This window comes from Bacillota bacterium, assembly GCA_024653485.1.
GTDB lineage: Bacteria > Bacillota > SHA-98 > UBA4971 > UBA4971 > UBA6256.
Genome location: JANLFY010000003.1, coordinates 102,290 through 128,714, shown reverse-complemented (window position 1 = coordinate 128,714; position 26,425 = coordinate 102,290). Strand labels below are relative to the sequence as shown.

Below are 26,425 nucleotides of genomic sequence, written 5' to 3'. Positions count from 1 at the left end.
CGCCGGCCGATCTGCGAGGCCGGAGCGGAGGAGTCCTGTGGAGGCGCATGAGCGTGCCGACGAACGGAGTCCTTCAAAGCGCGTTCCTCCTTTTCGCGTTGAGCGGGGCCATGACGAAGGCGTGGGGACGCGTCTCATTCCTTGCCCCTGGAGCTTTGCTTGGGACGGCGGCCATCTGGTGGCTCTGGCTGGGGTCAAAACGGGCGCGGCGCTGCTTGCCGCGTGAGTCGGGGCCGAAAGCCCTCGCCATCTGGAGTTTCATCCTGCTCGGCGGCGCGGTGTCCATGCACGTGGCTTTGTCGCCCTGGCCGTGCGAGCGGGCTCTGGAGAGGCACGCTCAAGCGCCGAGGGTCGCGGCTGAGGGCGTGGTCTTGGGTGTGCCGGAGGCAGGCCCTGGAGGCCGCTGGAAGGGAATTCTGAGGATCGCCTCGGTGGATGGAGACTCGGCGGTGTCCGGGGCACGAGTCGTCCTCTCTGTGGACGCCGGCGGTCTTCCGGACGTCAGCGACGGGCGCGAGGTGGGGCTAGTGCCTGGCGCGAGGATCGAGGCGCGGGGACGGCTTTACCTTCCGCAGCAGCCAGCGAACCCAGGGGAACCTGACATGAGGATCATTCTTCGATGTCAGGGAGCTGCGGGAACGATGTACGTCCGCAGCCCCAAGGACATCCGTCTGCGTTCCAAACCCGGGATGGGAGCCACGACTGCCTCGCTTGCCTCGTGGTTTCGAGGTCGTGTCATGCGCGTCGCAAAGGCTACCCTTTCCCAGCGACACGCAGAGCTCGTCTCAGGCATGCTCTTCGGGAGAGCTCCGGAAGAGATGCAAGAGGTGCTCGAGGCCACCGGCACCTCCCATCTCTTTTCCGTGTCTGGCCTGCACGTTGGGCTGGTAACGACCTTCCTTTGGAGCCTGCTGGCCGGTCTCGGGCTCCGCGGTCCATGGGCCTTGGCCCCGGCGCTCGCGGGCAGCTGGGCGTACGCAGCCGCCTGCGGGATGAGACCTGCTGTGATGCGAGCGTCCGTGATGCTGTCGTGCGCAGGCTTCGCGGTTCTCTTGCGTCGCCGCACAGCCATTCAGGGAGCCTTGTACTTGGCAGGTATCCTCACACTCGGCCGGAATCCTCTGCTTGCATTCGATCCCGGTGCCCAGATGTCCTTTTGCGCAGTTCTCAGCATCCTGACCCTCTCGCCGCGCCTGAGAAGGGCTCTCGGAAAGCTCCCGAGCTGGCTTGGGGATCCGCTCGCGACCTCGTTGGCAGCCCAAATCGGCGTGGTCCCGCTCGGCGTTTGGTACTTCGGAACGGTCTCATTGGTCGGTGTCATTGCGTCCGTTCCTGCCCTCACGCTCGCAAGCATGGCCGTGCTGACAGGACTTGCGGCTGGTCTCGCTGGGCTCGTGTGGTTTCCCCTCGCTGTGGTGCTGAACGCGGGGAACAGCTTGGCTCTTGCGGCGTTGGAGTGGTGGCTTCACGCAACGGCACGGCTTCCTTGGGCCTGTTTCCCTGTGCCCAAGCCCCCGCTATGGGTGGTCCTCGCTTTCTACTCCGTGCTGCTCGCCACAGGCGCGCCGCGAGAGGCGCAACGAGCGCTTTGGGCGCGACGTCGGGCCCTCGCGGTGCTAGCGCTCGGCGCCGCGGCAACAGTCGTGTGGATCGCTGCCCTGCGCACTACCCCTCTTGAGCTGGTTTTCCTCTCGGTCGGACAGGGTGACGCCAGTTTCATTCGGAGCCCTTCGGGCAGGACGGTCTTGGTAGACGCGGGAGGTGCCCTCGGACCGCAACGCGATGCGGGTGACGACGTGGTCGTGCCTTACCTGCTTAGGCGCGGCGTGAGACAACTTGATGTAGTGGTCGCCACCCATCCCCACCAGGACCACATCGGCGGTCTCCTTGGAGTGATCCGACGCCTCCATGTGAAAGTCCTCGTAAAACCTCCCATTCCAGATAACGTGAGGCCCGACTTGGATAGGCGGCTGACGGACCTCGCGCGCGAGAGAGGGGTCGTCGTCGTGGAGGCAGTGCGTGGTGGCCATATCGACCTTGGAGACGGCGCTAGAATAGACTTCCTCGGTCCGCCCCGTGGGTGCGCGTCGCAGACTTCACAGGACCTCAACGATTTCTCCCTGGTCATGATGGTGAGGTTTCGGAACACGCGGGCCCTGCTTACGGGAGACGCAGGGCCCATCGCTCTTTCCTCGCTCGTGCAGGAGGGGTTCGATATTGACGCGGACATCTTGAAGGTCCCCCACCACGGCGCAGCCGGTGGGTGTCCGCCCGAACTCCTCGACGCGGTGTCCCCCGACTGGGCAGTGGTGCCCGTAGGCCCAAACACATTTGGTCATCCCGCACCAAGCACCTTACAGGCGTTGTCTCGAGCGGGCGCGAAAACGTTTCGCACGGATCTGAACGGGGCGGTGACCGCCACGGGACTAGGCGGTCGGGCTAGTGTCCGCGCCATGCGGGGATTGTGAAAGACAGGAAGGAGACGTCCCATTCTGGGAGAATGGATTTAAGGTAGGTAGAGAGGCACATAGTGCCTAAAGACCCGGGTCACGGTCGAAGGCGTTTCGAGGAGGCGCTGTCTGTCGCAGGGCGGAACGCGGCCGGCGGAGGGAGGTGAGCGGGCGCCCGAAGCCTCTCTTGATCTTGGGGGATGGGTGGTGTCTGAACGCACGGGCGACGAGACGAGCGCCGGATGGTCCGAATTCAGCATGAAGGGGGGGGAATCCTGACGTTCGCGCTTCGCGTCGTGCAACGTCAGGAGAACCGGTTGAAGCGAGCGATAGTCGTCATCCTGAGCCTGGGCCTTCTTGTCATGGTTCTCTCGGGATTCTGTGCCGTGTCTGCAGATACGAAGGTCACGATAACGTTTTGGCATGGAATGGGATCGGCTCTGGGAAAGACCCTCGACGAGCTGGTCGCTCAATTCCAGAAACAGAACCCTGGGATAGTCGTAAAAGCAGAATATCAGGGCAGCTATTCAGCGCTGAGCCAAAAGATCATGGCCTCTCTAGCGGCGAAGAAGCCTCCGACGGTGGCGCAGGCGTACGGGAACTGGGTGGCGGAATACGTGAAATCCGGAGCAGTGAAGCCTGTTGAGGACTTCTTTGCTGGGTCGGGCGGGCTTTCGAAGGACGAAATCGAGGACTTCTGGCCTGAGCTGCGCGTAGGCTGCACGTTCAACGGAAAGATGTACACTCTTCCGTTCAACAAGAGCGTCGCCATCTATATCTACAACCTTAGCGCCCTGAAGGAGTCCGGTCTCAAGGCTCCCAGCACGTGGGAAGAGCTCTTGGCCGCCTGCAAGGCCACGACAGTCGTCAAAGACGGGAAGACCGTTCGCTACGGAATGGTGCTCAGACCGAACGTCGACTACTTCGCCAACCTGCTGTTCACGAATGGCGGGCGCTATCTGGACGAGAGCGGCAGGAAGGCCGTGTTCAACTCGCCGGAAGGCGTCGAAGCGCTCCAGTTCATGGTCGACATGCTCCACAAGCACAAAGTGGCGTACTACATCCCCGGTTACGCAGACGCGGACTTCGGCGCCGGCAAGACGTGCGGATACTTCGCCACGTCGGCCAGCTACTCGTACACTGACAGCGCGGTAGGCGCGAAGTTCGAGTGGGGCATAGGGCCCATACCATACAAGAAGCGGCCCGCCGCTCCTGTAGCCGGCACCGACCTGGTGATGTTTGCTGCCGCCACGCCCGAAGAGCAACAGGCCGCGTGGAAATTCATGAAGTGGCTGACCAGCCCCACCCAGACCGCGTATTGGGCTGTCAAGACGGGTTACATTCCTGTGAGGAGGTCGGCGCTCTATCTACGTCAAATGCAGGAGTGGATGGCTGCCAACCCAAGGAACGCTGCCAGCCTCAACGCACTCAAGTTCGCTGTCACTGACCCCAACATAGCGGAGTGGCAGGAGATCCGCGAGGTCATCAGCCAGGCCGTGGAGGAAGCGTTCCTTCTCAAAGCCTCTCCCAAGCAGGCGCTTGATAAGGCTGCACAGAAAGTGGACGCCATCCTTGCCAGGTAGATCCGTTTTCGTCTGAGGGTGCAGCGCACGACGCGGACGTGTGGTCCGGGGCAGGCGGGGATCCTGGCCCCGGACCTTTGCCCCGCCCGTTTCCGAGAAAGGAGGGGCCCCCTTGAACCGTGGGGAAAAGCTGATCCAGACGCTCGTCACGCCTCTTTGCATCGCCCTCCTGATCACGTGCCGCCCCGCTTCCGCGCAGCAGGTCGAGATGGGCTTCTATTTCGGGTACTTGCACTCTCACACCTCGTTCTCCGACGGCGCGCTAACGCCCGAGGACGCGTACGCGCACGCGAGAGACGTGGCCGGCCTCGATTTTCTCGGAATCACGGAGCATGGGTACTACATGGTCGAGAATCCCCACCATTGGGAGGCACTCGTTGAGACGGCTTGGCGGTTCACGGAGCCGGGAAGGTTCGTGGCGTTCCGAGGCACCGAATGGACCCACGGCGCTGGGCACATATCTGTGATCGAAGCACCGGAACCGTGTTCGCGGGACACGCAGCGGGGCCTGGAAGACCTCGTAGCGTGGATGGAGGGCAAGGGCGCCGTCGCCACGTTCAATCATCCGGGATGGAACGAGCAAGGCATGTGGAACGACTTTCAGTACTCCCTGGCCGGCAATAGGACGATAAGGCTGCTCGAGGTCGGCTCGGGCCCGTACGCAAGGAACACGCTTTATGAACGGTCCTACATCCGGGCCCTGGACCGCGGTTGGAAGGTAGGGGCCACGAACAGCCAGGACAACCACAGGGCAGACTGGGGCACCGCCGCCGACACGAGGACGGGCGTGGTGGCGCGCGCCCTCACCCACGAGAGCCTCATGGAAGCGCTGCGCGCGCTCCGCACCTACTCCACAGAGGACCGGAACGTGCAGGTGCGCTTTGCGGGGAACGGGAAATGGATGGGGGAGATCCTACCCCTGGGGAAGGTGGAGCTGGAGATCGAGGTGCGCGATCCAGACCCCGGGGACGTTGTTGAGAAGGTGGAGGTGAGGTCCAACGGCGGAGTGACCGTTGTGGCGTTCGATGCGTCCGGGGAAGAAGGTGACCCGGGCAGACCCTTCAGAAGGACTTTCGAGGTGGAACCGACTCAGGGGTACACGTGGTACTACGCGCGGATCCAGCAGTCCGACGGCGATCTCGTCGTAACGAGCCCCATCTGGGCCAAGAGCCAGTCGGATCTCATCGCAGTGGACCTTCGGTTCGATGTGCCGATGGCCAAGAAAGGCACTTGGGGCCATCTCCGCTGCGACGTCGTGAACCTGGGCAAAGACCCGCTGGTTGGCGTGATAGTCGAGTTCTCCGCGAGCGCGGGAGGACGCCGATGGCCGATAGGGGCGATGAGGATCGACCTCGAGCCCGGAGCAACCGTGCCCGTCTCCCTCCAATGGTCGTGCCCGGTGAGCGGGGACGTGACGGTGATGGCCACGCTTGTCGACCCTGCTAGGCCGGGGCTCAGCGACAACGTGTACTCAGCCCGCGTGAAGGTCCTGCCCGAGAACCTTCGCGAGGTCGTCGTGGACGAGGGCCACAACAACCGCTCGAGCGGTTTCGCAGGTAGGTTTCTGGAGGCGTTGTCGACCGCTGATTCAGTGGGCAGGCTCAGCCAAGGGAGAATCTGCCCCGAGGCTCTGAGAGGGGCGTCGGTCCTTGTCGTGGCCAATCCCGAACCCGGGATCTCTCTCACCCCCTCGACGTTTGACGAGTCCGAGATCGCAGCGATTCGAGGCTTCGTCGCCCTGGGAGGAGCACTAATCCTAGCGGGCTCGTCCGACGCGTCCGACCCGTCGCGGGATGTGGCGCAACTGAACGCGATCCTCGCTTCGCTTGGCTCATCGATGAGGTTTTCCGACGACGAAGTCTGGCTGTGCGAAGGGCCGACGGTGAGCTCGTCCGTGACCTGCGAGCTCGCGCGCGCCGGAGAGGAACTCCTGGGGGCCCTATCCTTGCCGGTCCAGGCGTCGCAGGCGTGCACCGTCGTGGATGCAGCGTTCGGCGGCCTTGTTGGGCATTCCGGCCCGGTGGTCATCCTCGAGGGGAGCGACGGAACGAAGAACGTGGACACCAACGGGAAGGGCCCATGGCACGCTTATGAGACACGCCCGGTGGTGTGTGCGATGGAACGGATCGGCGATGGGTGTGTCGTAGCGATGGGCGCGCCGCTCTACTCAGTGTATGACTTCCGTCCGGGCCTGGGTAACGAGGAGTTCATGCTGAAGCTTGTCCGTTGGCTCCAGTCGCGGTGACACCTCGTCCAGATGGGCGGTCACTCTTATCAAGGTGGTGCTGTCAATTGCAGGTTTCACGGTCCGGGGCACGTGGCTCAGCCAGGCGCAGCAAATACTTAAGGGAGACCCTCGTCGCTTACCTGTACCTTCTGCCTGCCACGGCGGTGCTCGTGGCGTTCCATTTCGCGCCGGTCATCTACGCGTTCTACGTTAGCCTTCTTGAGTGGAATTACATCAGCCCAAACCCCGAGTTCGTGGGTCTGGCGAATTACGCTGCCCTCCTGAGAGACTCGGATTTCGTGACGTCCCTGGTGAACACGGTGTACTACGTCTTGGGCACTGTCCCGACGTCCATGGCCGTGGCGCTGTTCGTGGCTGTGCTGCTCAATCAGAAGATCAGAGGGCTCGCGTGGTACCGCACGGTGTATTTCCTGCCTGTCGTCACCGCCGCGAATGCCGTGGCCATAGTCTGGTTCTGGATATACCATCCTGATTACTCCGGGCTCGTGAACGGCCTCCTTGATAGGCTTGGGCTTCCCATTCAATCGTGGCTCCTTGATCCGAGGTGGGCCATGCCGTGCATCATCCTCATGAGCATCTGGAAGGGGCTCGGATACAACGTCGTGATATTCCTAGCGGGGCTTCAGAACATTTCGAGTGAGTACTATGAGGCGGCCCAGATAGACGGGGCAAAAGGCTGGTCGATGTTCCGGTACATCACCTGGCCCCTTCTGTCGCCGACAACGTTCTTCGTGCTCATAGTGTCGGTCATTGGATCGTTCCAGGTGTTCAGCCAAGTATACGTAATGACGAGAGGAGGGCCGCTGAAGAGCACTCTCGTAGTGGTGTACTACCTGTACAAGATCGGGTTCGAGGACTTCAAGATGGGGTACGCGTCAGCCATGGCCTACACGCTTTTCGTCATCATCTTCGTTCTCACGCTTCTTCAGCGCAAGTACATAGGTTCACGGGTGCACTACCAGTAAGGAGGGGACACGCCCATTGTGGTCGAGCATGACTACGAAACCGCGTCGGACGAGGTCACGACGTGACAGACGCGCCGCGGCCGTGCGCTTGGGACGATCCTTCGCCATCCATGCTTTTCTCCTGGCAGGCTCGGTTGTGATGCTTGCCCCATTCGCCTGGATGATATCCACGTCGCTCAAGGACTACAGCGAAGTATTCACGGTTCCCATCAGGTGGATACCGTCGCGCCTCGTGTGGTCGAACTACGTGGACGCCTGGAACGAGGCGCCCTTCGCGAGGTACTTCCTCAACAGCGCGTTTGTGGCGACCGCCACCACAATCGGCCAGCTCACGTTCTCCGCGCTCGCCGCGTACGCCTTTGCGACCATGGATTTCTTCGGTCGAGAGGTCATTTTCACTCTCTTCTTGGGGACCATGATGATCCCCGATCAGATGACGCTCGTCCCCAACTATGTTCTGCTCTTCAGGCTGGACTGGATAGACACGTATTACGCCCTTATAGTGCCGTGGCTTGCGAGCGTGTTTGGCATATTCCTGATGCGGCAGTTCTTCCAGACCATCCCGAGAGAGCTTTACGATGCGGCGCAGATAGACGGATGCTCGCGCTTGGGGTACCTCTGGAGAGTCACAGTCCCGCTTTCCAAGCCCGTGTTCATTACGTGCGGCCTGTTCACGTTCATCGGGAGTTGGAACGCGTTTCTATGGCCCCTCATCGTGACGAACACCGACAAGATGCGCACGATCCAGGTGGGGTTGTCCACGTTCATGCAGGAACACGGGACCGTGCCCACGCTGTTGATGGCAGCATCCACAATGGCTATAATGCCTGTAGTGATCGGGTTCTTCTTCGTGCAGAAGCAGTTCATTCAAGGCATCGCGCGCACTGGCCTGAAGAGCTGATCCGCCGACGACCCACCGACGATCCACCGACCGGATGGCATTATGGAGGTCAGCGCGGCCGAGGGCAGATGGAAACGGGGTGATTCCAGGGTGGCTTCTGGACCAGGGGAACTGGCCGCCGACGTAAGGTCTGGAAGGCTGAGACCGGTCTACCTCCTCTACGGTGAAGAGGGGTATCTCCGCGATGAGGCCGCGAGGACCATTGCAGACGCGTGCCTCGCCCCCGACACGCGTGACTTCAATTACGTGGTGTTCCGGGCCCGCGAGGCAGATCTCGAGTCCGTGGTTGCCGCGGTATTGTCCCCGCCGGCGTTTGCTGAGAGGCGCGTGGTCATGGTTCGCGGATTTGACGAGCTTTCAGCGGACGAGCAGAAGTCGTTGGCGGAGGCTCTGCGCAGAATGCCTCGAACGAGCGTGGTCATCCTTGTCGCTGAAGCGGTCGACGAACGTACGACGGCGTGCAGGGCCATCGCAGAGATCGGAAGGGTCGTGCGGTATCGGTCCCTGTACGATAACGAGGCCGCGTCCTGGCTCGCGAGGCACGCGCGGGACAAGGGGATCGATCTCGACCGTGAGGCTCGCGACTATCTGGTACGGACGATCGGAACCAGCGCCGCGAGGCTCGCTGAAGCCATGGAGAAAGCTCGGAACTACGCGGGGGTAGCAGCCCCTGAGAGCTCGAGCTCGAGAGGCGCTGTCGTCCGCCCACAGCAGAAAGTGACGCTGGAGCACGTCATGGCGGCATCCGCGGGCGAGCCCGCCCTCGGCATTTTCGATCTCGTGGACGCTTTGGGAGCGAAGGATGGGGCGAAGGCCATAGCAGCCGCACGCCGACTTCTCAGCTTCGGAGAGCCTTCGACGCGTATCCTATCCATGGTGGCTCGACAGATACGCCTCATCTTGAGGACGAGAATCCTGCTAGAGGAGGGCGCACCTCTCAAGAGGATCGCCGACGCCACTCGCCTGCAGGACTCAATGGTGCGCAAGTATGTCGGGCAAGCAAGGAACTTCACACGAGAAGAGCTGGAGGACACCTTCGAGGTCCTTGCTGAGACGGATGTCGGTCTCAAGACCTCCTCCGCGCCCGAGGGAGTGATGATCGAGGGACTCATCGCCCGGCTGTGCGCTGAAAGGGCGCCTAGCGTTCCCAGCCGCCAGCCCACGTGACGAGCCGCCCACGGGACTGATGCTTCAGGGACCCGACCATGCGCCGGGAAGACCTCGAAAGCCCCCACTCTCGGTGCCTCTGACGGGCATCGGTCTGCCCAGCGCTCGACCGTACACGCGCGACCTCGCACAACCTCCAGGCCGTCTAGTCAAGACACCCCGCTTGTTGGTGCCTGAGAGCCTAGGCTTCCGCCGCTCCGGTAAGTGAAGCCAGGCTCTTCGTCAGGCGGGATTTCCGCCTGGCAGCCTGGTTCTTGTGAATGACGCCTTTCTTCTCCGCCTTGTCTATGGCGCTTATGGCCTTGCGCAGCGCAGCCTCGGCCGCCGGCCGATCTGCCTGGGCGAGCTGCGCCTCGTACTTCTTCACCGCGGTCTTCAGGGCGCTCTTCACGGAGGCGTTACGCAGGGTCCGCACCCGTGTGGTTTTCACTCGTTTCTCTGCCGACTTGATGTTAGGCAAACACCTCAACCTCCTTGCGACTTGGCCGATCACGAAACCAATTCTACCATGAGCCGTCCGGGACTGCAACACGTCTCGATCACGTGACGCAAACGTGGGACTTGCCGCAGGTACGGTGCCGCACGGCGGATACGAAGACGCGTCATCGGGAAAGATACGACACGAGCGACGACCACGGAGTCCGGCGCACCTTGCACCGTGAGTGCGGGGGTAGAGGAAGTGTTGTTCGGAGCCGCGGCGAGGTTCCTCGCGTGCACGGTCACCCTCCTATGCCTGAGTTACGTAATCCCGGGCTTTGCAGCGGGCGGGTTTTCGGGCGCGATTCCGGCTGGCGCATGCGCCGCTGCCGCGGGGTACGTCTTGGAGACCCTCTTCGCACGCCGGTTGCGAAACGAAGGTCGGGCGGTCGTGGGGTTCCTGACGACCGCTGCGGCAGCCCATTTCACGCAGTTCTTCGTTCCGGGGATGACCGTGCCCGTGGGCGGCGTTCTCCTCGCTGGAGCAGTGGTGGGGCTCACCGATCTCCTGGTGCAGGTGGAATCGCCGCCACCAACGGATTCAGCTCGCCCGCAGGAGGACGGAACGAAGCAGCGGTGATCCACTCACGAGACCTACCCGAACTACGAGAGCGGGAAGTGATGCCGAATGCGACTATCAGGTGGAAGCAGGACGAGAACGGCAAGGAGACACGGCCCCAGGGTCCCGAGGGCACGTGAGGCGGAACCACGCACGGGGCAAGTTGAAGCTGGCTGGGGGTCCCCGGGCGTCCGGACAGACCTCGCGGTAGAGGCGCACGAATTCGTCGCGCGGAGGACGGGCGCGGAGGTTCCGGGGGTCCTATCGGAGACGGAGAGAACCCGGTACGCTACGGTAACCCGTGTGAGAGTCATGACCGAGGAAGCGGAGCGCGCACTCGGAAAGGTGCGCGGCAACTACGTGACGATTGAGTCTCCACATCTACGAAGCCAAAGCAAGGAGGTGCAGGAAGACCTCGCTCAAACCTTCGCCCGGGAGTTCCTCAGGCTCGCTCCTATAGCGCCCGAGGCTACAGTGCTCGTAGCCGGCTTGGGCAACTGGCAGGCCACACCTGACGCCCTCGGACCGCGCACGGTTCAGTACCTCACGGTCACACGGCACCTGCACAGCCTCGTCCCGCCTGAGCTACGGGGCGGTATGAGACCCGTGTGCGCCATCGCCCCAGGCGTGCTCGGGCTCACCGGGATTGAGACGGGGGAGATCATAAGGGGTGTCGTAAGCAACGTGAGGCCGGATCTGGTTGTGGTCGTCGACGCGCTCGCTTCCATGTCCACGAGCCGTCTGGGCGCTACGATTCAGATGGGAGACACGGGCATCAGACCCGGATCCGGCGTGGGGAACAAGCGCCTCGGGATCACCAGAGACAGCCTTGGCGTGCCCGTGATCGCCGTGGGTGTGCCAACTGTCGTGGCCGCGGAGACCATAGCCCTCGACGCCATGGGCTTCGTGCAGGGGCAGGGGCGGGCGCCTGGGGCGGGCCCAGGTCAAGGCTTCCCGGAGGAGGCCCAGAGGCGGCAGTTCCTTTCCCGCATGCTCGCACCTTACTTTGGATCCCTGGTCGTGACGCCCAAGGAGATCGACGATCTCGTGGAAGACCTCGCCACGGTCGTCGCGGCAGGGCTCAACGCCGCGCTCCATCCGTCCATGGACTGGGACAAGGTGTTGGCCTACCTCTCGTGACCTCTGCGGGGCCGCGCCTTTCGGGGAAGGGGCTCAAGTCTAGATCGCCCGCCCACGACATATAGATGAGTCGAGGAATGGGCGATGTCCGCCCACCGCCGACTGGACAGGCAAGGGTCCCCGTTGCCGGGCCGGAGGTACGTCGACATGAGATGGGTGTGGGGGAGCCGCAGGTGGTCTTGGCGAATTCGCAGGGGCGCGCGCAGGAGCCGTTCTCCGTTCCAATCTGTCAGGAACCCGTGGGGGCCCGCGCTTGTCTATTTGGCCGTCCTCCTCGTGGGCCTCGGCATGGGTGTGGCCGGTCTCTTGGAGGTCCGGACTGGCTCGCGGCGTGGAGGGATCCTCCCTGCTTTCAGCGGATTCCTGGTGGAAGGCGAGCGAAGGCTTGTTCGAGAGGCCCGGGCCGCGGTTGACTTCATGGCTCCCTACGGGCTCGTTGAGACCGCCATTCCCATGTTCGCGCGGGTCCGGATGACAGAAACGAGAACGTCTTCGGGACCCATGCCTGCACGCCTCCTCTCCCTGTTGCTGACGCTCTCCGCGGCGGACCTCGAGGACCCAAGGACGTTTCTTTCCGTCGGCATTCCCGGGTACCTCCCTGCAGCGAGGCCCTCAGCGAGCACTGCGACGAGCGAGCCCACGGGAGGCTCAGTCAGCCCCACACAGTCGTCTGCCGGGGAACAGCCCGGCCGTCTAGATGAGGGGACCACGCCGGAGGATCCGCCGGGAGGGGTCGAGGCGCCATTGCCGCAACGAGAACCTGCGCCGCCGGCCGTCGTGATTCCGCGTCCGCTGCCGTCGGACCAAAGCGGCTCTACGCGGCTGCGAGCCCAGACGCGGGGATGGGGCAGTAAGCCCCTGGTGTTCATCTACCACTCACATAGTTCGGAAGCATATAGGCTCACTTCTGGAGCGGATCACGTGTGGGGAAGCGAGGAAGGCGTGATCTCTGTGGGCGCGGAGCTCGCCAAGGCGCTTTCGGAGAAGTACGGCATCCCAGTGCTCCACTCGCGGAAGATCCACGACTACCCGGTGTGGAGGGAGGCGTACATCAACTCCCATGAGACGGTTTCCTCCGTGCTGAAGGAACACCCCACGATAGAGATGGTATTCGACGTTCACCGGGATGCCGGAACCGCAGGGATCTCGGCGTCGCCCACAGTGGAGATAGACGGCCAGAAAGCCGCAAGAGTGTTCATAGTGGTCACGACGGACCGCTTCGGACTCCCCCACCCGAATTGGCGCGAAAACCTGGCGTTTGCGTATTATCTCAACGCGAAAATGGATGAGATGTACCCAGGACTTTCAAGGGGGATCAACGTGCGGGACGACGCCAGGTGGAACCAGCACGTCCACAGCAGGGCAGTCATCCTCGAGATCGGGTGCGAGCAGAACACTAGACAGGAAGCGGAGCGCGCGGCGACCCTCCTTGCGGACGTGGTCGCCTGCGTGCTGGAGGACATCCAGAGATGAGGCGGATCCCCGGCGTTGCGACAGCGAGCTGGGCCGCATTCGTCTGCCTTTTCGGCGTGCTCGTCGCCCTCGGACTCAACCTTGCGCAGCGGGCCGAGGCCGACCTCCGTGGCGTGGACATGCCTGCGCCGTGCGTTGGCGTTGAGCGCGAGAATGACGGTCATGCATACGTCGTCTTCCTGCTTGGCAAGTCCTGCCGTCTCGACATCGAGGATGAGCTTGCCTTCGCGCGGCGAGCCCGACTCCGTGCATTCCTCGCGGCGAGCGAGTGCGCCAGGTGGCTGGCTTCAGCCACAAGGCGCACTACTCGAGCGACGCTACGGGTTCTCACGCGCTTTGGCGGGTGGCTTGGCCGCCTGGGCGACCCCTCTAGCTCCGGCGGGGACCGCGTTGTGCTCTCGAGTCCGGTTGTGCCCTCGAGTGCACCGGACGCTGAAGGGGACGGAGTCTCGCGCGGCGAACGGGTCATCGCGACGCCCATTGGTGAACAGAGGGAGTCGCAGGGGTCCGCGGGCTGATTCCGCTCAAAGGAGGAGAGTGGAGGGGTGTATTGCACAACGCATTTCATAGCGGGCGCTATCATCGGGGTGGCCACGCCAAGCCCTGTTCTCGCGGCGGCGGCAGGGCTGGTGAGCCATGCCGTGCTGGATTATGTGCCTCACTCGGACTACAGCCGCGCGGTTCAGGGTGCGCTCGACGTCGCCTGCTCGCTCCTTGTAGCCCTCGGCCTTCTGGCTGCGGGCGCGGACGTGCGCGCGACAGCGGGCGGCTTGGGGGCCGTGCTGCCGGATCTGGAGGTCGCCGCGGCGTTTGTGTTCCCCGGAGCGTACACTCCGCACGGACGGCTCCGGCTCGTGTTTCCCAGTCACAGCGGGGTGATTAGGCACGGACGCCTCGCGCCCCCATGGGGCGTTCTCACCCAGGTGCTCGCGATCCTAGGCTTGACGGCGTTCTTTCTGCGTGCCCTCTAGCGTCGGTCTGCTATCGGGGACAGGCTGCGGAAGTGAGACAGGAGCTATAGAATCGCGTCGGAAGCGCGACGTCCGCCGCGGTGAGATGGGGCGATGCCACGACAAACGTGGACCACTGAGGTCAAGGGCGCCGCGGTCTGGAGGAGCGCGAGCTCGTCAACGATGCCACCGGGGCAGAAAACTCGCTTGACAAAGGGCGAAATAGGGTGATATCTTTATCGCGAGGGCTTAGCACTCAGGTGGTGCGAGTGCTAATGCGAAGGCTGACATAAGGAGGAAACCTGATGAGCTTCCAGCATGTCATGGACGCCAGAAAGAGGCGGATACTGGAAGCAGTCACCGACGATTACATCCATACTGCGGAACCGGTGGGGTCCCGCACGATCGCCCGTAGATACAACCTGGGCGTAAGCCCCGCCACCATCAGAAACGAGATGGCGGACCTGGAGGAGTCGGGCTACCTTGAACAGCCCCACACCTCCTCGGGGCGCATCCCCTCCGAGAAGGGATACCGTTTCTACGTTGACTTCATCATGAAGCAGAGGCCCGTGTCTGAAGAGGAGAGGGGGCGCATCAGGCGGGCTCTGGCCGAAAAGCGCCGAGAGATCAACCTCATCATAGAGGAGACGGCGAGGATTTTGGCGCATCTATCCAGGTACGCCGCCTTCGTGCTGTCCCCGATCTCGAAGGCCGGGGTGTTCAGACGCATCGAGATTCTTCCGGTGGACACGCGAAACGTCCTGGTCGTGCTGGTCACTGACCCAGGGTTCGTGCGTACACATCTCATCGCCACGGGGCATCCTCTGACCGGCGCCCAACTCGCTCGCATCGCTGAGTTCCTGAATTCGCGGCTGGTGAACCTTCCGCTCTCCCGTATCGGAACATCGCTCCTGCGCGAGATCAAAGCGGAGCTCGATGAGTACAACAGCTTCATCGACGCCACGATGGAGGCAATCGCTCAGTCCCTCGAAGACAATCGTGAGGAACAGGTATACGCCGATGGCCAGGTGAACCTCCTCGAACAGCCCGAGTTTCAGGACGTCTCGAAGGCCAGGACCGTGCTGGAGTTCCTCGCGGAAGAAGAGGCTCTCCACGGACTTCTCTCCGGCGCTGTGGGGGCCACGGGTGTAACGGTCACCATCGGCCGAGAGGCGGGGCATCCAAGCATGAATTCATGCAGCATGGTGAGCGCGCCATACGAAGTCCGGGGCATCCCCATGGGCGCGCTCGGGGTCGTCGGCCCGACCCGCATGCACTACTCGCGGGTGGTGGCGCTGGTCGAGTTCGTCGCGGAGAACCTTGGGGATGTCCTCACGAGAATCCTCGTCATGTGACGTATCCAGGTGGGTGCCGAGTGCCATCAGTGGCCTTCGACGCATGGGGTTAAGGCTAGCTTAGCCCCATGAAACTCTTTCAGGGAAAGAGGGGTTCTCTTGAGCGAACAGCGCACGACGAACGACACCGGCGGGAATGAGAGGATAGCTGCTCTCCTCTCGAATGCTTCCGCGCTTCGAGCGGTTGCGTCGGCGGTCGAGGGAACGATCGGTCCCAAAGGCCTCGACACCATGCTCGTTGATAGACTGGGGGACGTGGTCGTGACCAACGATGGGTGGACCATACTCGAGCGCATGGAGGCCACCCATCCCGCCGCGAGGATGCTCATCAACATCGCCCGGGCTCAGCATGAAGAGATAGGCGACGGCACGACCACCGCCACGATCATGGCTAGCGCCCTCGTGCAGGCCGGGCTTGACATGGTGGCCGACGGCGTCCCGGTGCCGCGTCTGATTGAGGGCGTGAGGATCGGGGCGAGGGCCGCCATTGAGGCGCTGGAGCGTTCCGCCCGACCGATTCAGGGGCTTTGCGATCCTTGGCTGGTACGCGTGGCGAACACCGCAGGCAGAGGTCATGAGGACATAGCTGCGCTGGCCGTGGAAGCCGCCAAGGTGGTTGGGTTGGATAACCTCCTTGACCCGGCGTTCAACCTTCGTGACGCAATAGTCGCGGAGGAGGGAGCGAGGAGCGAAGTGTTCAGGGGTGTGATCGTCAGGAAGGCGAGGCACAGCAGACACATGCCCGCAAGCGTGGCTCCGGCCAGGATCCTTGCGCTGGACGACGCGCTCGAGCCGGAGCGGGTAGATGAGGGCGCCCTCGCCACAGAACGGGGGATCGAGAAGCACTTCTCCCTGAAAGAGGGGTTCGAACGCAATCTGAGGCAGCTCGTAGAGTGCGGAATCAACGTCATCCTCGTAAGTGGCGGCCTTGCCGACATCGCAGAGGACATGCTCGTGGACGCGGGAGTCGTCGTCGTCACGCGGATGTCGTGGCGGGACCTGCGAAGGGCTGCGGAGCACACAGGCGCTCGCCTGGTGAAGCGCTCGTGGATCGCCCGGTCCTCAAGCGAGATGGAGAGGGTCCTAGGGGCGGCAGAGAGAGTCTTCGAGGACGAGAGGGTCTCGGAGGTCAGAATAGTCGGGGGTCGTGGGAGGCCGATGGCCACGATGGTCGTGGGTGCCTCCACGAGTGACGTAGTGGAGGAGCGTGAGCGGATAGCCCATGATGCCGTGTGCGCGGTTCAGGCGGCGGTAAGAGGTGGGATCGTCCCCGGTGGCGGAGCTGCCGAGATCGCTGCGGCGAGGTCTCTTGCCTCCGTTAGGCGAGAGGTGAAAGGCATGGCAGCCTACGGAGTGGATTGTGTGTTGGCTGCGCTGAAACGCCCCCTCGCTCAAATCGTACAAAACGCGGGGTACAACCCCCTCGAGAAAGTCGAGGAGGCCATAACGGCTCAGGCGGCGAGTGGGAACGACAGCCTCGCAGTAGACTGCGATACAGGCGCAGTAGCAGACATGTTGTCCCTCGGGGTGGTCGACCCTGCTCAAGTGAAGCTCAACGCCTTGAGAGCAGCGGCCGAAGTAGGAGAGGCCGTGCTCAGGATTGACAGGATAGTAAAAAAGAGAGAGGATCAGTCGGGTGAGGCGAAGGAGGCGGGGATGTGATCGGGGAGCCGTTTGAGACGGAGGGCCGCAAGCCCGACGACGCGACAGGCGGGGAGGAAGCCGCGAGAGGGTGCGACACGGGAGAGAACGGGGCTGCCCTCGAGGACTTGCTTCGACAGGAGACGGCGCTCAAAGAGAAGTTCCTTGCGGGCTGGCAACGGGCCCAGGCCGACCTGGAGAACTTCAAGAAGCGTGTCGCGCGGGAGCAGGCGGATCTCCGCGACGCGGTCGTGGAGTCCGTGGTGAGAGACATGCTTCCCGCTCTCGATAGCCTGGAGCGGGCAGTGAAACACGCTAAGACCAGCGCGGCTGACCAAAGCATAGCGCAAGGGCTGGACCTAGTCATGGGCAAGTTTCTGGAGTTTCTCAGCAGGCAGGGCATAAGGCCGATTCCTGCTGCGGGGGAGCAGTTTGACCCCATGAGGCACGAGGCGGTCTTGAGGGTGGCTACCGTTGAGGCCGAAGAGGGCACAGTCCTCGAGGAGATTCAGCGGGGATACGCGTCAGAGCGTCGGGTCGTGAGACCGGCGCTTGTCACGGTTGCGTGCCGCCCCGCCCTGGAGGGTCAAGAAGGCGCCGCGGCCGAGATCGGGACGGGTCCGGCCGAGGGCGATGGCCAGGCGGGAGACGCCGGACAGGCGGGCGAAGGACGGGACGCTCGCGTAGCGGGCGGAGATGACGACGACGCGAAAGGCGAACGGGCCTAGGCGGCTCGACCGGCCGTGCCTGCGGAAGCGCATGAGACGCGACTGCAGGGCATGCCGGAAAGGGGTGGGCTTTGCGCGAGGCAGCGCTTCATGGCTGGAGTGTGTTTGAATACTGCGAGATAGTGCGCGGATGAGGGGGTAAGACGATGTCACGAGTGGTAGGAATAGACCTCGGAACCACCAACTCAGTCATCGCCGTGATGGAGGGCGGCGAGGCCAAGGTGATCCCGAACGCTGAAGGTTCGAGGCTCACTCCCTCGGCTGTGGCCTTTTCCAAGACAGGGGAGAGGATGGTTGGCCAGGTGGCCAAGAGACAGGCCGTCGTCAATCCTGAGAGGACCATCCTGTCTATCAAGAGGAAGATGGGCACGACCTACAGGGTGAAGATAGACGACAAAGAGTACACCCCTCAAGAGGTATCCGCGATGATCCTCCGTAAGCTCAAGGAGGACGCCGAGGCGTACCTCGGAGAGAGGATCGAGAAAGCCGTCATAACAGTGCCTGCGTACTTCACGGACGCTCAACGCCAAGCGACTAAGGATGCCGGGAGAATCGCGGGTCTTGAGGTCCTTCGGATCATCAACGAGCCCACCGCGGCCGCACTGGCGTACGGGCTCGACAAAGGCCAGGACCACACGATCCTTGTGTTCGACCTGGGCGGCGGCACGTTCGACGTATCCATTCTGGAGCTTGGGGATGGCGTGTTCGAAGTGAAGGCCACCTCGGGGAACAACCTTCTTGGTGGGGACGACTTCGACAGGAAGATCGTGGACTACGTGGCCGACGAGTTCATGAAGCAACACGGTCTCGATCTCCGCAAGGACAGGGTAGCCCTCCAGCGGCTCACGGAGGCGGCAGAGAAGGCCAAGATAGAGCTGTCGGGTCTTCTAACCGCCAGTATCAACCTGCCGTTCATTGCGGCCGACGCGAGCGGCCAGCCTCTCCACCTCGACATGACGCTAACCAGGGCAAAACTCGAGGAGCTAACGCAGGACCTTGTCGAGAAGACTCTCGGTCCGACCCGGAGGGCTCTTGCGGACGCGGGGCTCGAGCCGAAAGACATTGACAAGGTCATCCTCGTTGGCGGCCAGACCAGAATGCCGGCGGTTCAGAGGGCGATCAAGGAGCTCATCGGCAAGGAGCCTCACAAGGGCGTGAACCCCGATGAGGTCGTGGCGCTGGGGGCGGCCATTCAGGCGGGCGTGTTGGCGGGCGAAGTGCACGACGTGCTGCTCCTGGACGTCACCCCGCTCTCCCTCGGCATCGAGACGCTCGGAGGAGTGTTCACGAAGCTGATCGAGCGCAACACCACCATACCAACAACCAAGAAACAGATATTCTCGACCGCGGCCGACAACCAGACCACCGTGGAGATCAACGTGCTGCAGGGCGAGCGACCCATGGCGGCCGACAACGTGTCCCTTGGCAAGTTCCAGCTCACGGGGATACCTCCCGCGCCTCGAGGGGTTCCACAGATCGAGGTGGCTTTCGACATAGACGTGAACGGCATCGTCCACGTGTCAGCCAAGGATCTGGGAACGGGCAGGGAGCAGAAAATCACCATCACTTCTTCCAGCGGCGTGTCGCGCGAGGACATCGAGCGGATGGTCAAGGAGGCGGAGTCGCACGCCGAGGAAGACAAGCGCAGGCGCGAAGAGGCGGAGCTCCGGAACGAGGCCGACTCGCTCGTATACACGTGTGAGAAGACTCTCAAGGAGCACAAGGACAAGATCTCGGCCGATCAGGCGAGCAAGGTCGAGAGGGCGAAAGAAGACCTGCGTTCCGCTCTGGCGGGAAAGGACATCGCCGCCATCAAGGCACGCAAGGATGAGCTTCTCGCAGCGCTCCACGAAGTGACGACCACCATGTACAGCCGTGCCCAGGCGGGGACGGGCTCCGCAGGCGACGGCGCTGGCGGCCGGGACACGACGGGGGCGGCGAGCGGCGGTCCCGAAGGGTCTTCACGGGCAAAGTCTGGCGGGCGAGATGACGTGATCGACGCCGAGTACAAAGAGGTCAAGGACGAGTAGGCCCCCATCTTGCGGCCCGGTTGCCGCATGCTCAGGGGTGTGAAAGTTGGCAAAGCGCGATTACTATGAAGTCTTGGGTGTGGACAGGAACGCAAGCCAGGAGGAGATCAAGAAGGCCTTCCGGAAGCTTGCGAGGAAGTACCACCCAGACATGAACAAAGAGGATCCGTCCGCTGAGGAGAAGTTCAAGGAGATCAACGAGGCGTACGAGGTGCTCTCCGACCCCGAAAAGCGCCGTCAGTACGACCAGTTCGGCCATGCCGCGGATGGGGCAGGCGCAGGACCGGGTGGAGGCATGGGCGGTTGGGATTTCGGAGACTTCGGCACCTCGTTCGACAGCATCTTCGACATGTTCTTCGGAGGCGGTTTCGGCGCACAGAGGGCCGCAAGACCGGGTCCGGAGAGAGGTGCCGACCTCCGATATGATCTCGAGATCTCCCTGGAGGAGGCCGCCTTCGGTCTGGAGAGGGACATCGAGGTGGTGCGGCTGGAGGCTTGCCCGACTTGCGGCGGCACCGGCGCCAAACCCGGGACCTCGCCCATCACGTGTCCGGTGTGTGGAGGCCGGGGCCAGACAGCCCAGGTGCGGACCACCGCGTTCGGAAGGTTCACGAGCATCACGACGTGCCCTCGGTGTGGAGGCGAAGGCAGGGTGATCGATTCGCCGTGCTCGGCGTGCCAGGGACGCGGCAGGGTACGCAAGCGCAAGAAGATAAGGGTGAAAGTCCCCGCAGGGGTCGACTCCGGGATGCGCGTGCGGGTGGCAGGCGAGGGAGAAGCGGGTCTACGGGGCGGGCCGCCAGGCGACCTGTTCGTGTTCATAACCGTGAGGCCTCATGAGGTATTCCAGCGAGACGGCAACGACATAGTGTGCGAGATACCCATAAGCATCTGGCAAGCAGCTCTCGGTGACGAGGTGGAGGTTCCCGCGCTCGAAGGCAGGGCCACGCTCCGCGTCCCTGAAGGGACTCAGACCGGCACGGCCTTCCGCTTGCGGGGGAAGGGTATTCCGGACGTGCGCGGCGGTTCACGCGGGGACCAATACGTGAGGGTGAGGGTGGTGACTCCCACGAGGCTCACGGAGAAAGAGAAAGAGCTCATCCGCGAGCTTTCCAAACTGCGCGGCGGCAATAGAGCCGATGACGAACCAAGAGGCTTCTTCCAGAAGGTCCGCGACGCCTGGGAGCGCCATGCGTGACCGAGAACGTCCGAGGTTCTTCGTGCCGGGGGTCGCCGTACCCGGATCCACGGTTGCAATAACAGGCCAGGACGCCCGCCACATTCTCCGCGTCCTGAGACTCGGGCCCGGCGATGAGATCGCTGCTGTTGACGGGGCCGGGATCGAGCACCGCGGGCTTATCGCGGCGGCCCGGGCCGATGAGGTGTTGGTGGTCTTGGCAGAGGGCAGCGACGTATGCCGCGAGCCCTCTGTATTCATTACCATCGTCCAGGGGCTGCCCAAAGGGGACAAGATGGACGAAGTCGTCAGGAAGAACACTGAGATCGGGGTCAGCCGCTTCGTCCCGGTGGTCACGGAGCGCACAGTGGCTCGGCCGGACCAGGCGGGAGCCGCGAAGCGGTTGGAGAGGTGGAGGCGGATCGCTCGCGAGGCCTCACGGCAGTCCGGGAGGCAGCGCGTGCCGGACGTCCTCGCCATAGAGAGCTTCCTAGACGCCGTCAGGCGGACGGCTTCCATGTCAGGGTCGGGAGAAGGTGCTCCCGGTAGTCGGCTTGTGCTGATGCCCTGGGAGCTGGAGAGATCGAGGGGCATCCGCGACGTTGTCAAGGGGTGTTCTCATGCCCGGGACATAGTGATCCTGATCGGGCCAGAGGGCGGGTTTTCTAGAGAGGAAGTCGCCCAGGCAGTGGAGTTGGGAGCAGTGACGTGTGGGCTCGGTCCGAGGATACTGAGGACGGAGACGGCGGGGCTCGTGGTCGCGTCCATCGTCCTGTACGAGGCCGGGGAGATGGGGTAATTGCCTTCGAGTGCACGAAAATGCGCCTTCTTCACCTTGGGGTGCAAGGTGAACCAGTGCGATACCGAAAGCCTGGCCACGCTCTTCCGGGAGCGCGGTTACGACATAGTGGACTTCGATTCTGCGGCGGACGTATACTGCATAAACACGTGCACCGTCACGAGCGCGAGTGAGAAGAAATCAAGGCAGGCCATCCGCCGGGCAAGGCGCCGGAATCCGTCGGCGGTGGTCGCCGTTGTTGGATGTTACGCGCAGGTAGCACCCGAGGAGGTCGCCGCCATACCTGGCGTGGACGTAGTGGCGGGGATTCTGGAGAGGGGACGACTCGTGGACCTGGTCGAGCGGGTCCTGGACGGAGGGGGACCCGTGGTCGAGGTAGGGCGGGGTCGCCCCAGCGGCCGCTTCGAGGAGCTTCCCGTCGCTGCGGGGGCGCGCGCCAGGACCCGCGCGTTCATCAAGGTCCAGGAGGGATGCGATGAGTTCTGCTCTTACTGTAGGGTCCCACACGCCCGTGGGGCGTCAAGGAGCCGCCGTCCGGAGTGTGTACTATCAGAGGTACGAAGGTTTGTGAACTCAGGCTACAAAGAGATCGTCCTGACCGGTATCCACCTGGGCGCGTACGGAAAGGACCTGGACCCGCTGGACACCGGTGACAGGCCGGGCCTCGCGTGGCTCGTGGAGCGCGTACACGAGGTGGAGGGTCTCGGTCGGGTGAGGCTGAGCTCGGTGGAGCCCCTTGACGTGGACGAGCCTCTGATAAGGGCCGTGGCCTCCCTCCCTAGGGTGGCGAAGCACTTCCACATACCTCTTCAGAGCGGCGACAACGAGGTCCTAGTCATGATGAACAGGAGATACCGGACGTCCGACTACGAGCGTGTAATAGCCCGGATTCGGGACGCGATCTCCCCCGTGGGGATCACTACCGATGTGATGGTCGGCTTTCCGGGCGAAACCGAGGAGAGGTTTGCGCGCTCGTTCGAGTTTGCGAGGCGCGTCGGATTTACGAAGATGCACGTGTTTGCGTACTCCCCCAGGCCTGGCACTCGCGCCGCGCGCATGACGCCTCAGGTGGACCACGCCACAAAACACGCACGAAGCGAGGCCATGATAGCGCTGGGTCGCGAGCTTGGGTTCAGGTTCCACAAGAGCCTGGTAGGACTACGTGAGGACGTCCTCGTGGAGGGTCGGGAGCGAGGCGATCGCGTCGTCGTGGAGGGTCTAGGAAGCACCTACGTGAGGATCCAGTTGCTAGAGGAGGCGACCCGCGCGAGCGAGATCGGGGACATCGTTCCCGTGACCGTCGTGGGTGCCTGTCCGGATGGGGTGACCGCGAGAAGACTTTCTCCACCTGTGGGCTCACAGGGAGGATCGGGGACGGTCAGGGAGAACTTATAACTGACGAGGGGGGGACTACGATGAGGACTGCCGACACCAAGGCTGGCCCGAGCGCGGGGGACGTGTACGGGGGGTGCCTGTTCTGCAGGATCGCGAGGCGCGAGATTCCGGCGGACGTGGTGTACGAAGACGACCGAACTCTTGCCTTCCGCGACATCAACCCTCAGGCGCCCATCCATGTGCTAGTCATTCCGAAGCGGCATGTAAGTGCCCTCGCCGACCTGCGCGAGGAGGACGAGGGCTTGGCAGGACATGTCCTGGTCGTTGCAGCGAAGCTCGCGTCGACTCTCGGGGCCGAGGGCGGCTTTCGCGTGGTCGGAAACTGCGGCGAGCTGGCGGGTCAGAGCGTCTTCCACATCCACTTCCACCTTCTCGGAGGCAGGAGGTTTGGGTGGCCTCCCGGATGAGTCGTCGGCAAGCGCAAACGCAGCTCGCGAGGCATGAGGTCGTGCCGAGCCGCGAACGGGCGCGGCGTGGCGACAGATGGCGGGGTGGCCGCGCAGACACGCGGGCGCACGCGCGCACTGTGCGGCGTTGACATGTGGTCGAGCGCTGGGGTATAATCGGGCGTAGATCTTCTCGGCAAGTGCCCGACTGGTCTCCGCCGCCACAAACGGCTGCGTTGAGTCGCAGCACCGTCGGGTAAACATCGTGGTTGCGGAGGGAGGGAGATCGGATGTCGGAAGTACGTGTAGGAAAAAACGAATCCCTCGATAGCGCGCTCCGCAGGTTCAAGCGGGAGTGCCAGAGGTCGGGAGTCTTCGCTGAACTAAGGAAGCACGAGCATTACGAGAAGCCGAGCGTGCGGAGGAAGAAGAAGTCGGAGGCTGCACGGAAGCGCAGGTTCCGTTACTAGGATTGGCATGGCGGGTGATGCCCGACGTCTTCCGTCGGGCATCACCCATTTCGGGCCGAAACTCAGGGTACTAAGCCAAAGTGGACTGAGGTGTCGCATGACGCGCGCACGCTACAAGACCGGTGCGATTCTTCTCGCCCTCACGTTGGCCGGAGTGCTCGTCCACGTGCCGACGGCACACGTGTGGCCGGGCAACCAGGCCCTCGCGCAGCAGGTCGAGGGCGGTTCGACCGTGTACGTGTTGAAGGTGCAAGGGCCCGTCGAGCCGGGCCTCGCGGCGTACATCAGGAGGGGGATCAGAGCCGCACAGGCTGCCGGGGCCGTTTGCGTGCTCATGGAAGTGGACACTTTCGGAGGGCGCGTCGACGCTGCCATCGAGATACGCGACATGGTCCTCGACCAGGAGGTGCCGTCAATATCCTTCGTAAAAGGAAGAGCGTGGTCTGCGGGCGCGCTCATCACGCTCGCTGCGGAGCGTATCGCGATGGCTCCGGGTGCCAGTATTGGCGCCGCCGAGACCGTCCCGAAGGACCCCAAAGCCATCTCCGCGCTCCGCGGCGAGTTCGAGGCAACCGCCCAGGCTAGGGGGCGTGACCCCCGAGTGGCCGCGGCCATGGTGGACGCTGACGTGGCCATTGAGGGCCTCACTGAGCCGGGCAAGGTCTTGACGCTTACCGCGCAGAAGGCGAGGGAACACGGCATCGCAGACGCGGTGGCAGCCAACAGGATCGAGGTCCTGCGGGAATTCGGGTTCCCCGGCGCGAGGATTGTGGAGGTGCGGCAAACCTCGGCCGAGAAAGTCGCGAGGTTCCTGACGGAGACCACGGTGAGCTCCATCCTCCTTACCTTGGGTTTTCTGGGCCTCCTCTTCGAGATGGCCTCCCCCGGTTGGGGAGTTCCAGGCACCGCGGGCGTGGTTGCCCTGGGACTCTTCTTCGGCGGCAGAATGATCGCGGGCATCGCTGGCTGGGAGGTTGTGGCCCTTTTCGTGCTCGGCTTCGTGCTTCTCCTGGTGGAGGCTTTTGTGGTGCCCGGGTTCGGGGTCGCGGGCTTCGCAGGGGCCGCCGCCACCCTTGCCTCGATCGTGTTGAGCTTCGGGGACTTCCGTCAGGCCTTGCTGGTCATCTCGCTCTCTTCGGCGATCTCTGCGGTGGTCGTGGCGGCGGCCTTTAGGTACCTGAGCGGATCACCGTTCATCGGGCGACTAGTGCTAAAGACGGTCCAGGGCGCGCGCGAAGGCTACATCACGGCGCCTGAGCGCGGCGCATACCTTGGACGCGTGGGAAGGGCGCTTACCGCACTGCGCCCCAGTGGCACCATAATCGTGGACGGCACCAGGCTTGACGCGGTGTCGGAGGGTGAGTTCATCGCGAAGGACGCTGCTGTGGAGGTAGTGGACATCGCAGGACCGCGCATCGTCGTGCGCGTTCACGAGGAGAGCGCAAAATCAGTTGGATAGAGGATTCGTGGATCATCACTGGAGTCTGTACCACAAGCTCAACCGGGAGGTAATGTGAATGGGAGCGGCATACGCCCTAATGATCCTGCCTGTCTTGGTAGTCGCAGGTTTGCTCGTTCTGCTAAACTTCGTGCCGGTCGGCCTGTGGGTGTCCGCGTGGGCAGCCGGGGTGCACGTGGGTATCTTCACTTTGGTGGGCATGAGGTTGCGACGCGTCCCACCCGGGCGGATCATCATGCCTCTCATCAAGGCGGTGAAGGCCGGCCTACAGGTGAGCGTGGACAAGCTGGAGGCGCACTTTCTAGCGGGTGGCAACGTCGATAGAGTGGTCGACGCTCTCATCGCAGCTCAGAGGGCGGAAATCAACTTGTCGTTCGAGCGGGCGTGTGCCATAGACTTAGCTGGTAGGAACGTCCTTGAGGCCGTACAGATGAGCGTGAACCCGAAAGTGATAGAGACGCCCGTGGTGGCCGCTGTAGCGAAGGACGGGATCGAACTCAAGGCCAAGGCGCGAGTGACGGTGCGCGCCAACATCGACAGGCTCGTAGGCGGAGCCGGCGAAGCCACGATAATAGCTCGGGTAGGGGAAGGCGTGGTCACGACTGTCGGATCGGCGGAAAGTCACAAGGAAGTCTTGGAGAACCCCGACAAGATATCCCGCACCGTGCTGAGCAAAGGCCTGGACGCCGGCACGGCGTTCGAGATACTGTCCATAGACATCGCCGACGTCGACGTCGGGAGGAACATCGGGGCGCAGCTCCAGATGGACCAGGCGGAAGCGGACAAGAACATAGCCCAGGCGAAAGCGGCGGAGCGGAGGTTTGCGGCACTCGCCCGCGAGCAGGAGATGAAGGCACAAGTGCAGGAGATGCGGGCGAGGGTGGTTCAGGCGGAGGCTGAGGTGCCAAAGGCGCTGGCGGAGGCGTTACGGTCGGGCAAGCTCGGAGTGCTGGACTATTACCAGCTCCAGAACGTTCTGGCGGACACGCGCATGAGGCAGTCGATAGCCAGCGTGAGCGAGCCGAAAGACGCAGTCGATTCGCGACCGGTGGAAGACGAGAAAGAGAAGTGA

General features: G+C 63.2%; 23 protein-coding genes. 22 read left to right on the top strand and 1 reads right to left on the bottom strand.

The genetic code is table 11. The features are described from left to right. The first annotated feature begins 53 nt into the window (after positions 1-53). The 6 genes from NUW12_03385 (at position 54) to holA (ending at position 9,314) form a co-directional block, all read left to right on the top strand. Positions 54-2,468 (top strand): ComEC/Rec2 family competence protein, encoded by a 2,415-nt coding sequence (locus NUW12_03385; protein MCR4401814.1) that lies wholly within the window; start codon positions 54-56, stop codon positions 2,466-2,468. A gap of 299 nt (positions 2,469-2,767) precedes the next feature. Beyond that, positions 2,768-4,033 carry an ABC transporter substrate-binding protein gene (locus NUW12_03380; GenBank protein MCR4401813.1) on the top strand — a complete coding sequence of 422 codons (1,266 nt, stop codon included), beginning with the start codon at positions 2,768-2,770 and terminating at the stop codon, positions 4,031-4,033. A 112-nt stretch (positions 4,034-4,145) separates the two neighbouring features. Then, a complete protein-coding gene (locus tag NUW12_03375; protein MCR4401812.1) occupies positions 4,146-6,278 on the top strand; it encodes a CehA/McbA family metallohydrolase in 2,133 nt (710 codons plus the stop codon). A 47-nt stretch (positions 6,279-6,325) separates the two neighbouring features. After that, the gene (locus tag NUW12_03370) at positions 6,326-7,246 is read left to right on the top strand and encodes a sugar ABC transporter permease (protein MCR4401811.1); all 921 of its coding nucleotides are present in this window, start codon (positions 6,326-6,328) and stop codon (positions 7,244-7,246) included. Between the two features lie 139 nt (positions 7,247-7,385). After that, entirely contained in the window at positions 7,386-8,147 is a 762-nt protein-coding gene (locus NUW12_03365; GenBank protein ID MCR4401810.1) for a carbohydrate ABC transporter permease, read from the top strand. A 90-nt stretch (positions 8,148-8,237) separates the two neighbouring features. Beyond that, entirely contained in the window at positions 8,238-9,314 is a 1,077-nt protein-coding gene (gene holA, locus NUW12_03360; protein ID MCR4401809.1) for a DNA polymerase III subunit delta, read from the top strand. Positions 9,315-9,495: 181 nt separating this feature from the next. Here the strand turns inward: holA and rpsT are convergent, their stop codons facing one another. Next, positions 9,496-9,774 (bottom strand): 30S ribosomal protein S20, encoded by a 279-nt coding sequence (gene rpsT, locus NUW12_03355; protein ID MCR4401808.1) that lies wholly within the window; start codon positions 9,772-9,774, stop codon positions 9,496-9,498. A gap of 219 nt (positions 9,775-9,993) precedes the next feature. Here rpsT and NUW12_03350 point away from each other — a divergent pair, with 219 nt between their 5' ends. The 16 genes from NUW12_03350 (at position 9,994) to floA (ending at position 26,425) form a co-directional block, all read left to right on the top strand. After that, a complete protein-coding gene (locus tag NUW12_03350; protein MCR4401807.1) occupies positions 9,994-10,371 on the top strand; it encodes a phage holin family protein in 378 nt (125 codons plus the stop codon). Positions 10,372-10,419: 48 nt separating this feature from the next. Continuing rightward, positions 10,420-11,490, top strand: a complete 1,071-nt coding sequence (gene gpr, locus NUW12_03345; GenBank protein ID MCR4401806.1) for a GPR endopeptidase — start codon at positions 10,420-10,422, stop codon at positions 11,488-11,490. Between the two features lie 147 nt (positions 11,491-11,637). After that, the gene (locus tag NUW12_03340) at positions 11,638-12,963 is read left to right on the top strand and encodes a stage II sporulation protein P (protein ID MCR4401805.1); all 1,326 of its coding nucleotides are present in this window, start codon (positions 11,638-11,640) and stop codon (positions 12,961-12,963) included. Then, complete coding sequence (locus NUW12_03335; protein MCR4401804.1) at positions 12,960-13,481, top strand: hypothetical protein; 522 nt, start codon at positions 12,960-12,962, stop codon at positions 13,479-13,481. Before NUW12_03340 ends, NUW12_03335 begins: the two co-directional genes overlap by 4 nt. A gap of 27 nt (positions 13,482-13,508) precedes the next feature. After that, positions 13,509-13,934, top strand: coding sequence for a hypothetical protein (locus NUW12_03330; GenBank protein MCR4401803.1), 426 nt, complete (start codon positions 13,509-13,511; stop codon positions 13,932-13,934). Positions 13,935-14,218: 284 nt separating this feature from the next. Further along, positions 14,219-15,268, top strand: a complete 1,050-nt coding sequence (gene hrcA, locus NUW12_03325; protein MCR4401802.1) for a heat-inducible transcriptional repressor HrcA — start codon at positions 14,219-14,221, stop codon at positions 15,266-15,268. A 99-nt stretch (positions 15,269-15,367) separates the two neighbouring features. Next, positions 15,368-16,930 (top strand): TCP-1/cpn60 chaperonin family protein, encoded by a 1,563-nt coding sequence (locus NUW12_03320; protein MCR4401801.1) that lies wholly within the window; start codon positions 15,368-15,370, stop codon positions 16,928-16,930. Beyond that, the gene (locus tag NUW12_03315; protein ID MCR4401800.1) at positions 16,927-17,637 is read left to right on the top strand and encodes a nucleotide exchange factor GrpE; all 711 of its coding nucleotides are present in this window, start codon (positions 16,927-16,929) and stop codon (positions 17,635-17,637) included. Before NUW12_03320 ends, NUW12_03315 begins: the two co-directional genes overlap by 4 nt. Positions 17,638-17,783: 146 nt before the next feature. Continuing rightward, on the top strand, positions 17,784-19,667 hold the full coding sequence (gene dnaK / locus NUW12_03310; protein ID MCR4401799.1) for a molecular chaperone DnaK: 1,884 nt from the start codon (positions 17,784-17,786) through the stop codon (positions 19,665-19,667). 46 nt (positions 19,668-19,713) lie between these two features. Further along, positions 19,714-20,865 (top strand): molecular chaperone DnaJ, encoded by a 1,152-nt coding sequence (dnaJ, locus tag NUW12_03305; protein ID MCR4401798.1) that lies wholly within the window; start codon positions 19,714-19,716, stop codon positions 20,863-20,865. Further along, the gene (locus NUW12_03300) at positions 20,858-21,643 is read left to right on the top strand and encodes a 16S rRNA (uracil(1498)-N(3))-methyltransferase (GenBank protein MCR4401797.1); all 786 of its coding nucleotides are present in this window, start codon (positions 20,858-20,860) and stop codon (positions 21,641-21,643) included. Before dnaJ ends, NUW12_03300 begins: the two co-directional genes overlap by 8 nt. Next, positions 21,644-23,038: a tRNA (N(6)-L-threonylcarbamoyladenosine(37)-C(2))-methylthiotransferase MtaB gene (gene mtaB, locus NUW12_03295; GenBank protein ID MCR4401796.1), complete on the top strand. Its 1,395-nt coding sequence runs from the start codon at positions 21,644-21,646 to the stop codon at positions 23,036-23,038. It abuts the gene before it with no gap. 20 nt (positions 23,039-23,058) lie between these two features. Further along, on the top strand, positions 23,059-23,445 hold the full coding sequence (locus NUW12_03290; GenBank protein MCR4401795.1) for a histidine triad nucleotide-binding protein: 387 nt from the start codon (positions 23,059-23,061) through the stop codon (positions 23,443-23,445). Between the two features lie 269 nt (positions 23,446-23,714). Continuing rightward, entirely contained in the window at positions 23,715-23,894 is a 180-nt protein-coding gene (gene rpsU, locus NUW12_03285; GenBank protein ID MCR4401794.1) for a 30S ribosomal protein S21, read from the top strand. 97 nt (positions 23,895-23,991) lie between these two features. After that, positions 23,992-25,353, top strand: a complete 1,362-nt coding sequence (locus NUW12_03280) for an ATP-dependent Clp protease proteolytic subunit (protein MCR4401793.1) — start codon at positions 23,992-23,994, stop codon at positions 25,351-25,353. A gap of 58 nt (positions 25,354-25,411) precedes the next feature. Then, positions 25,412-26,425 carry a flotillin-like protein FloA gene (gene floA, locus NUW12_03275; protein MCR4401792.1) on the top strand — a complete coding sequence of 338 codons (1,014 nt, stop codon included), beginning with the start codon at positions 25,412-25,414 and terminating at the stop codon, positions 26,423-26,425.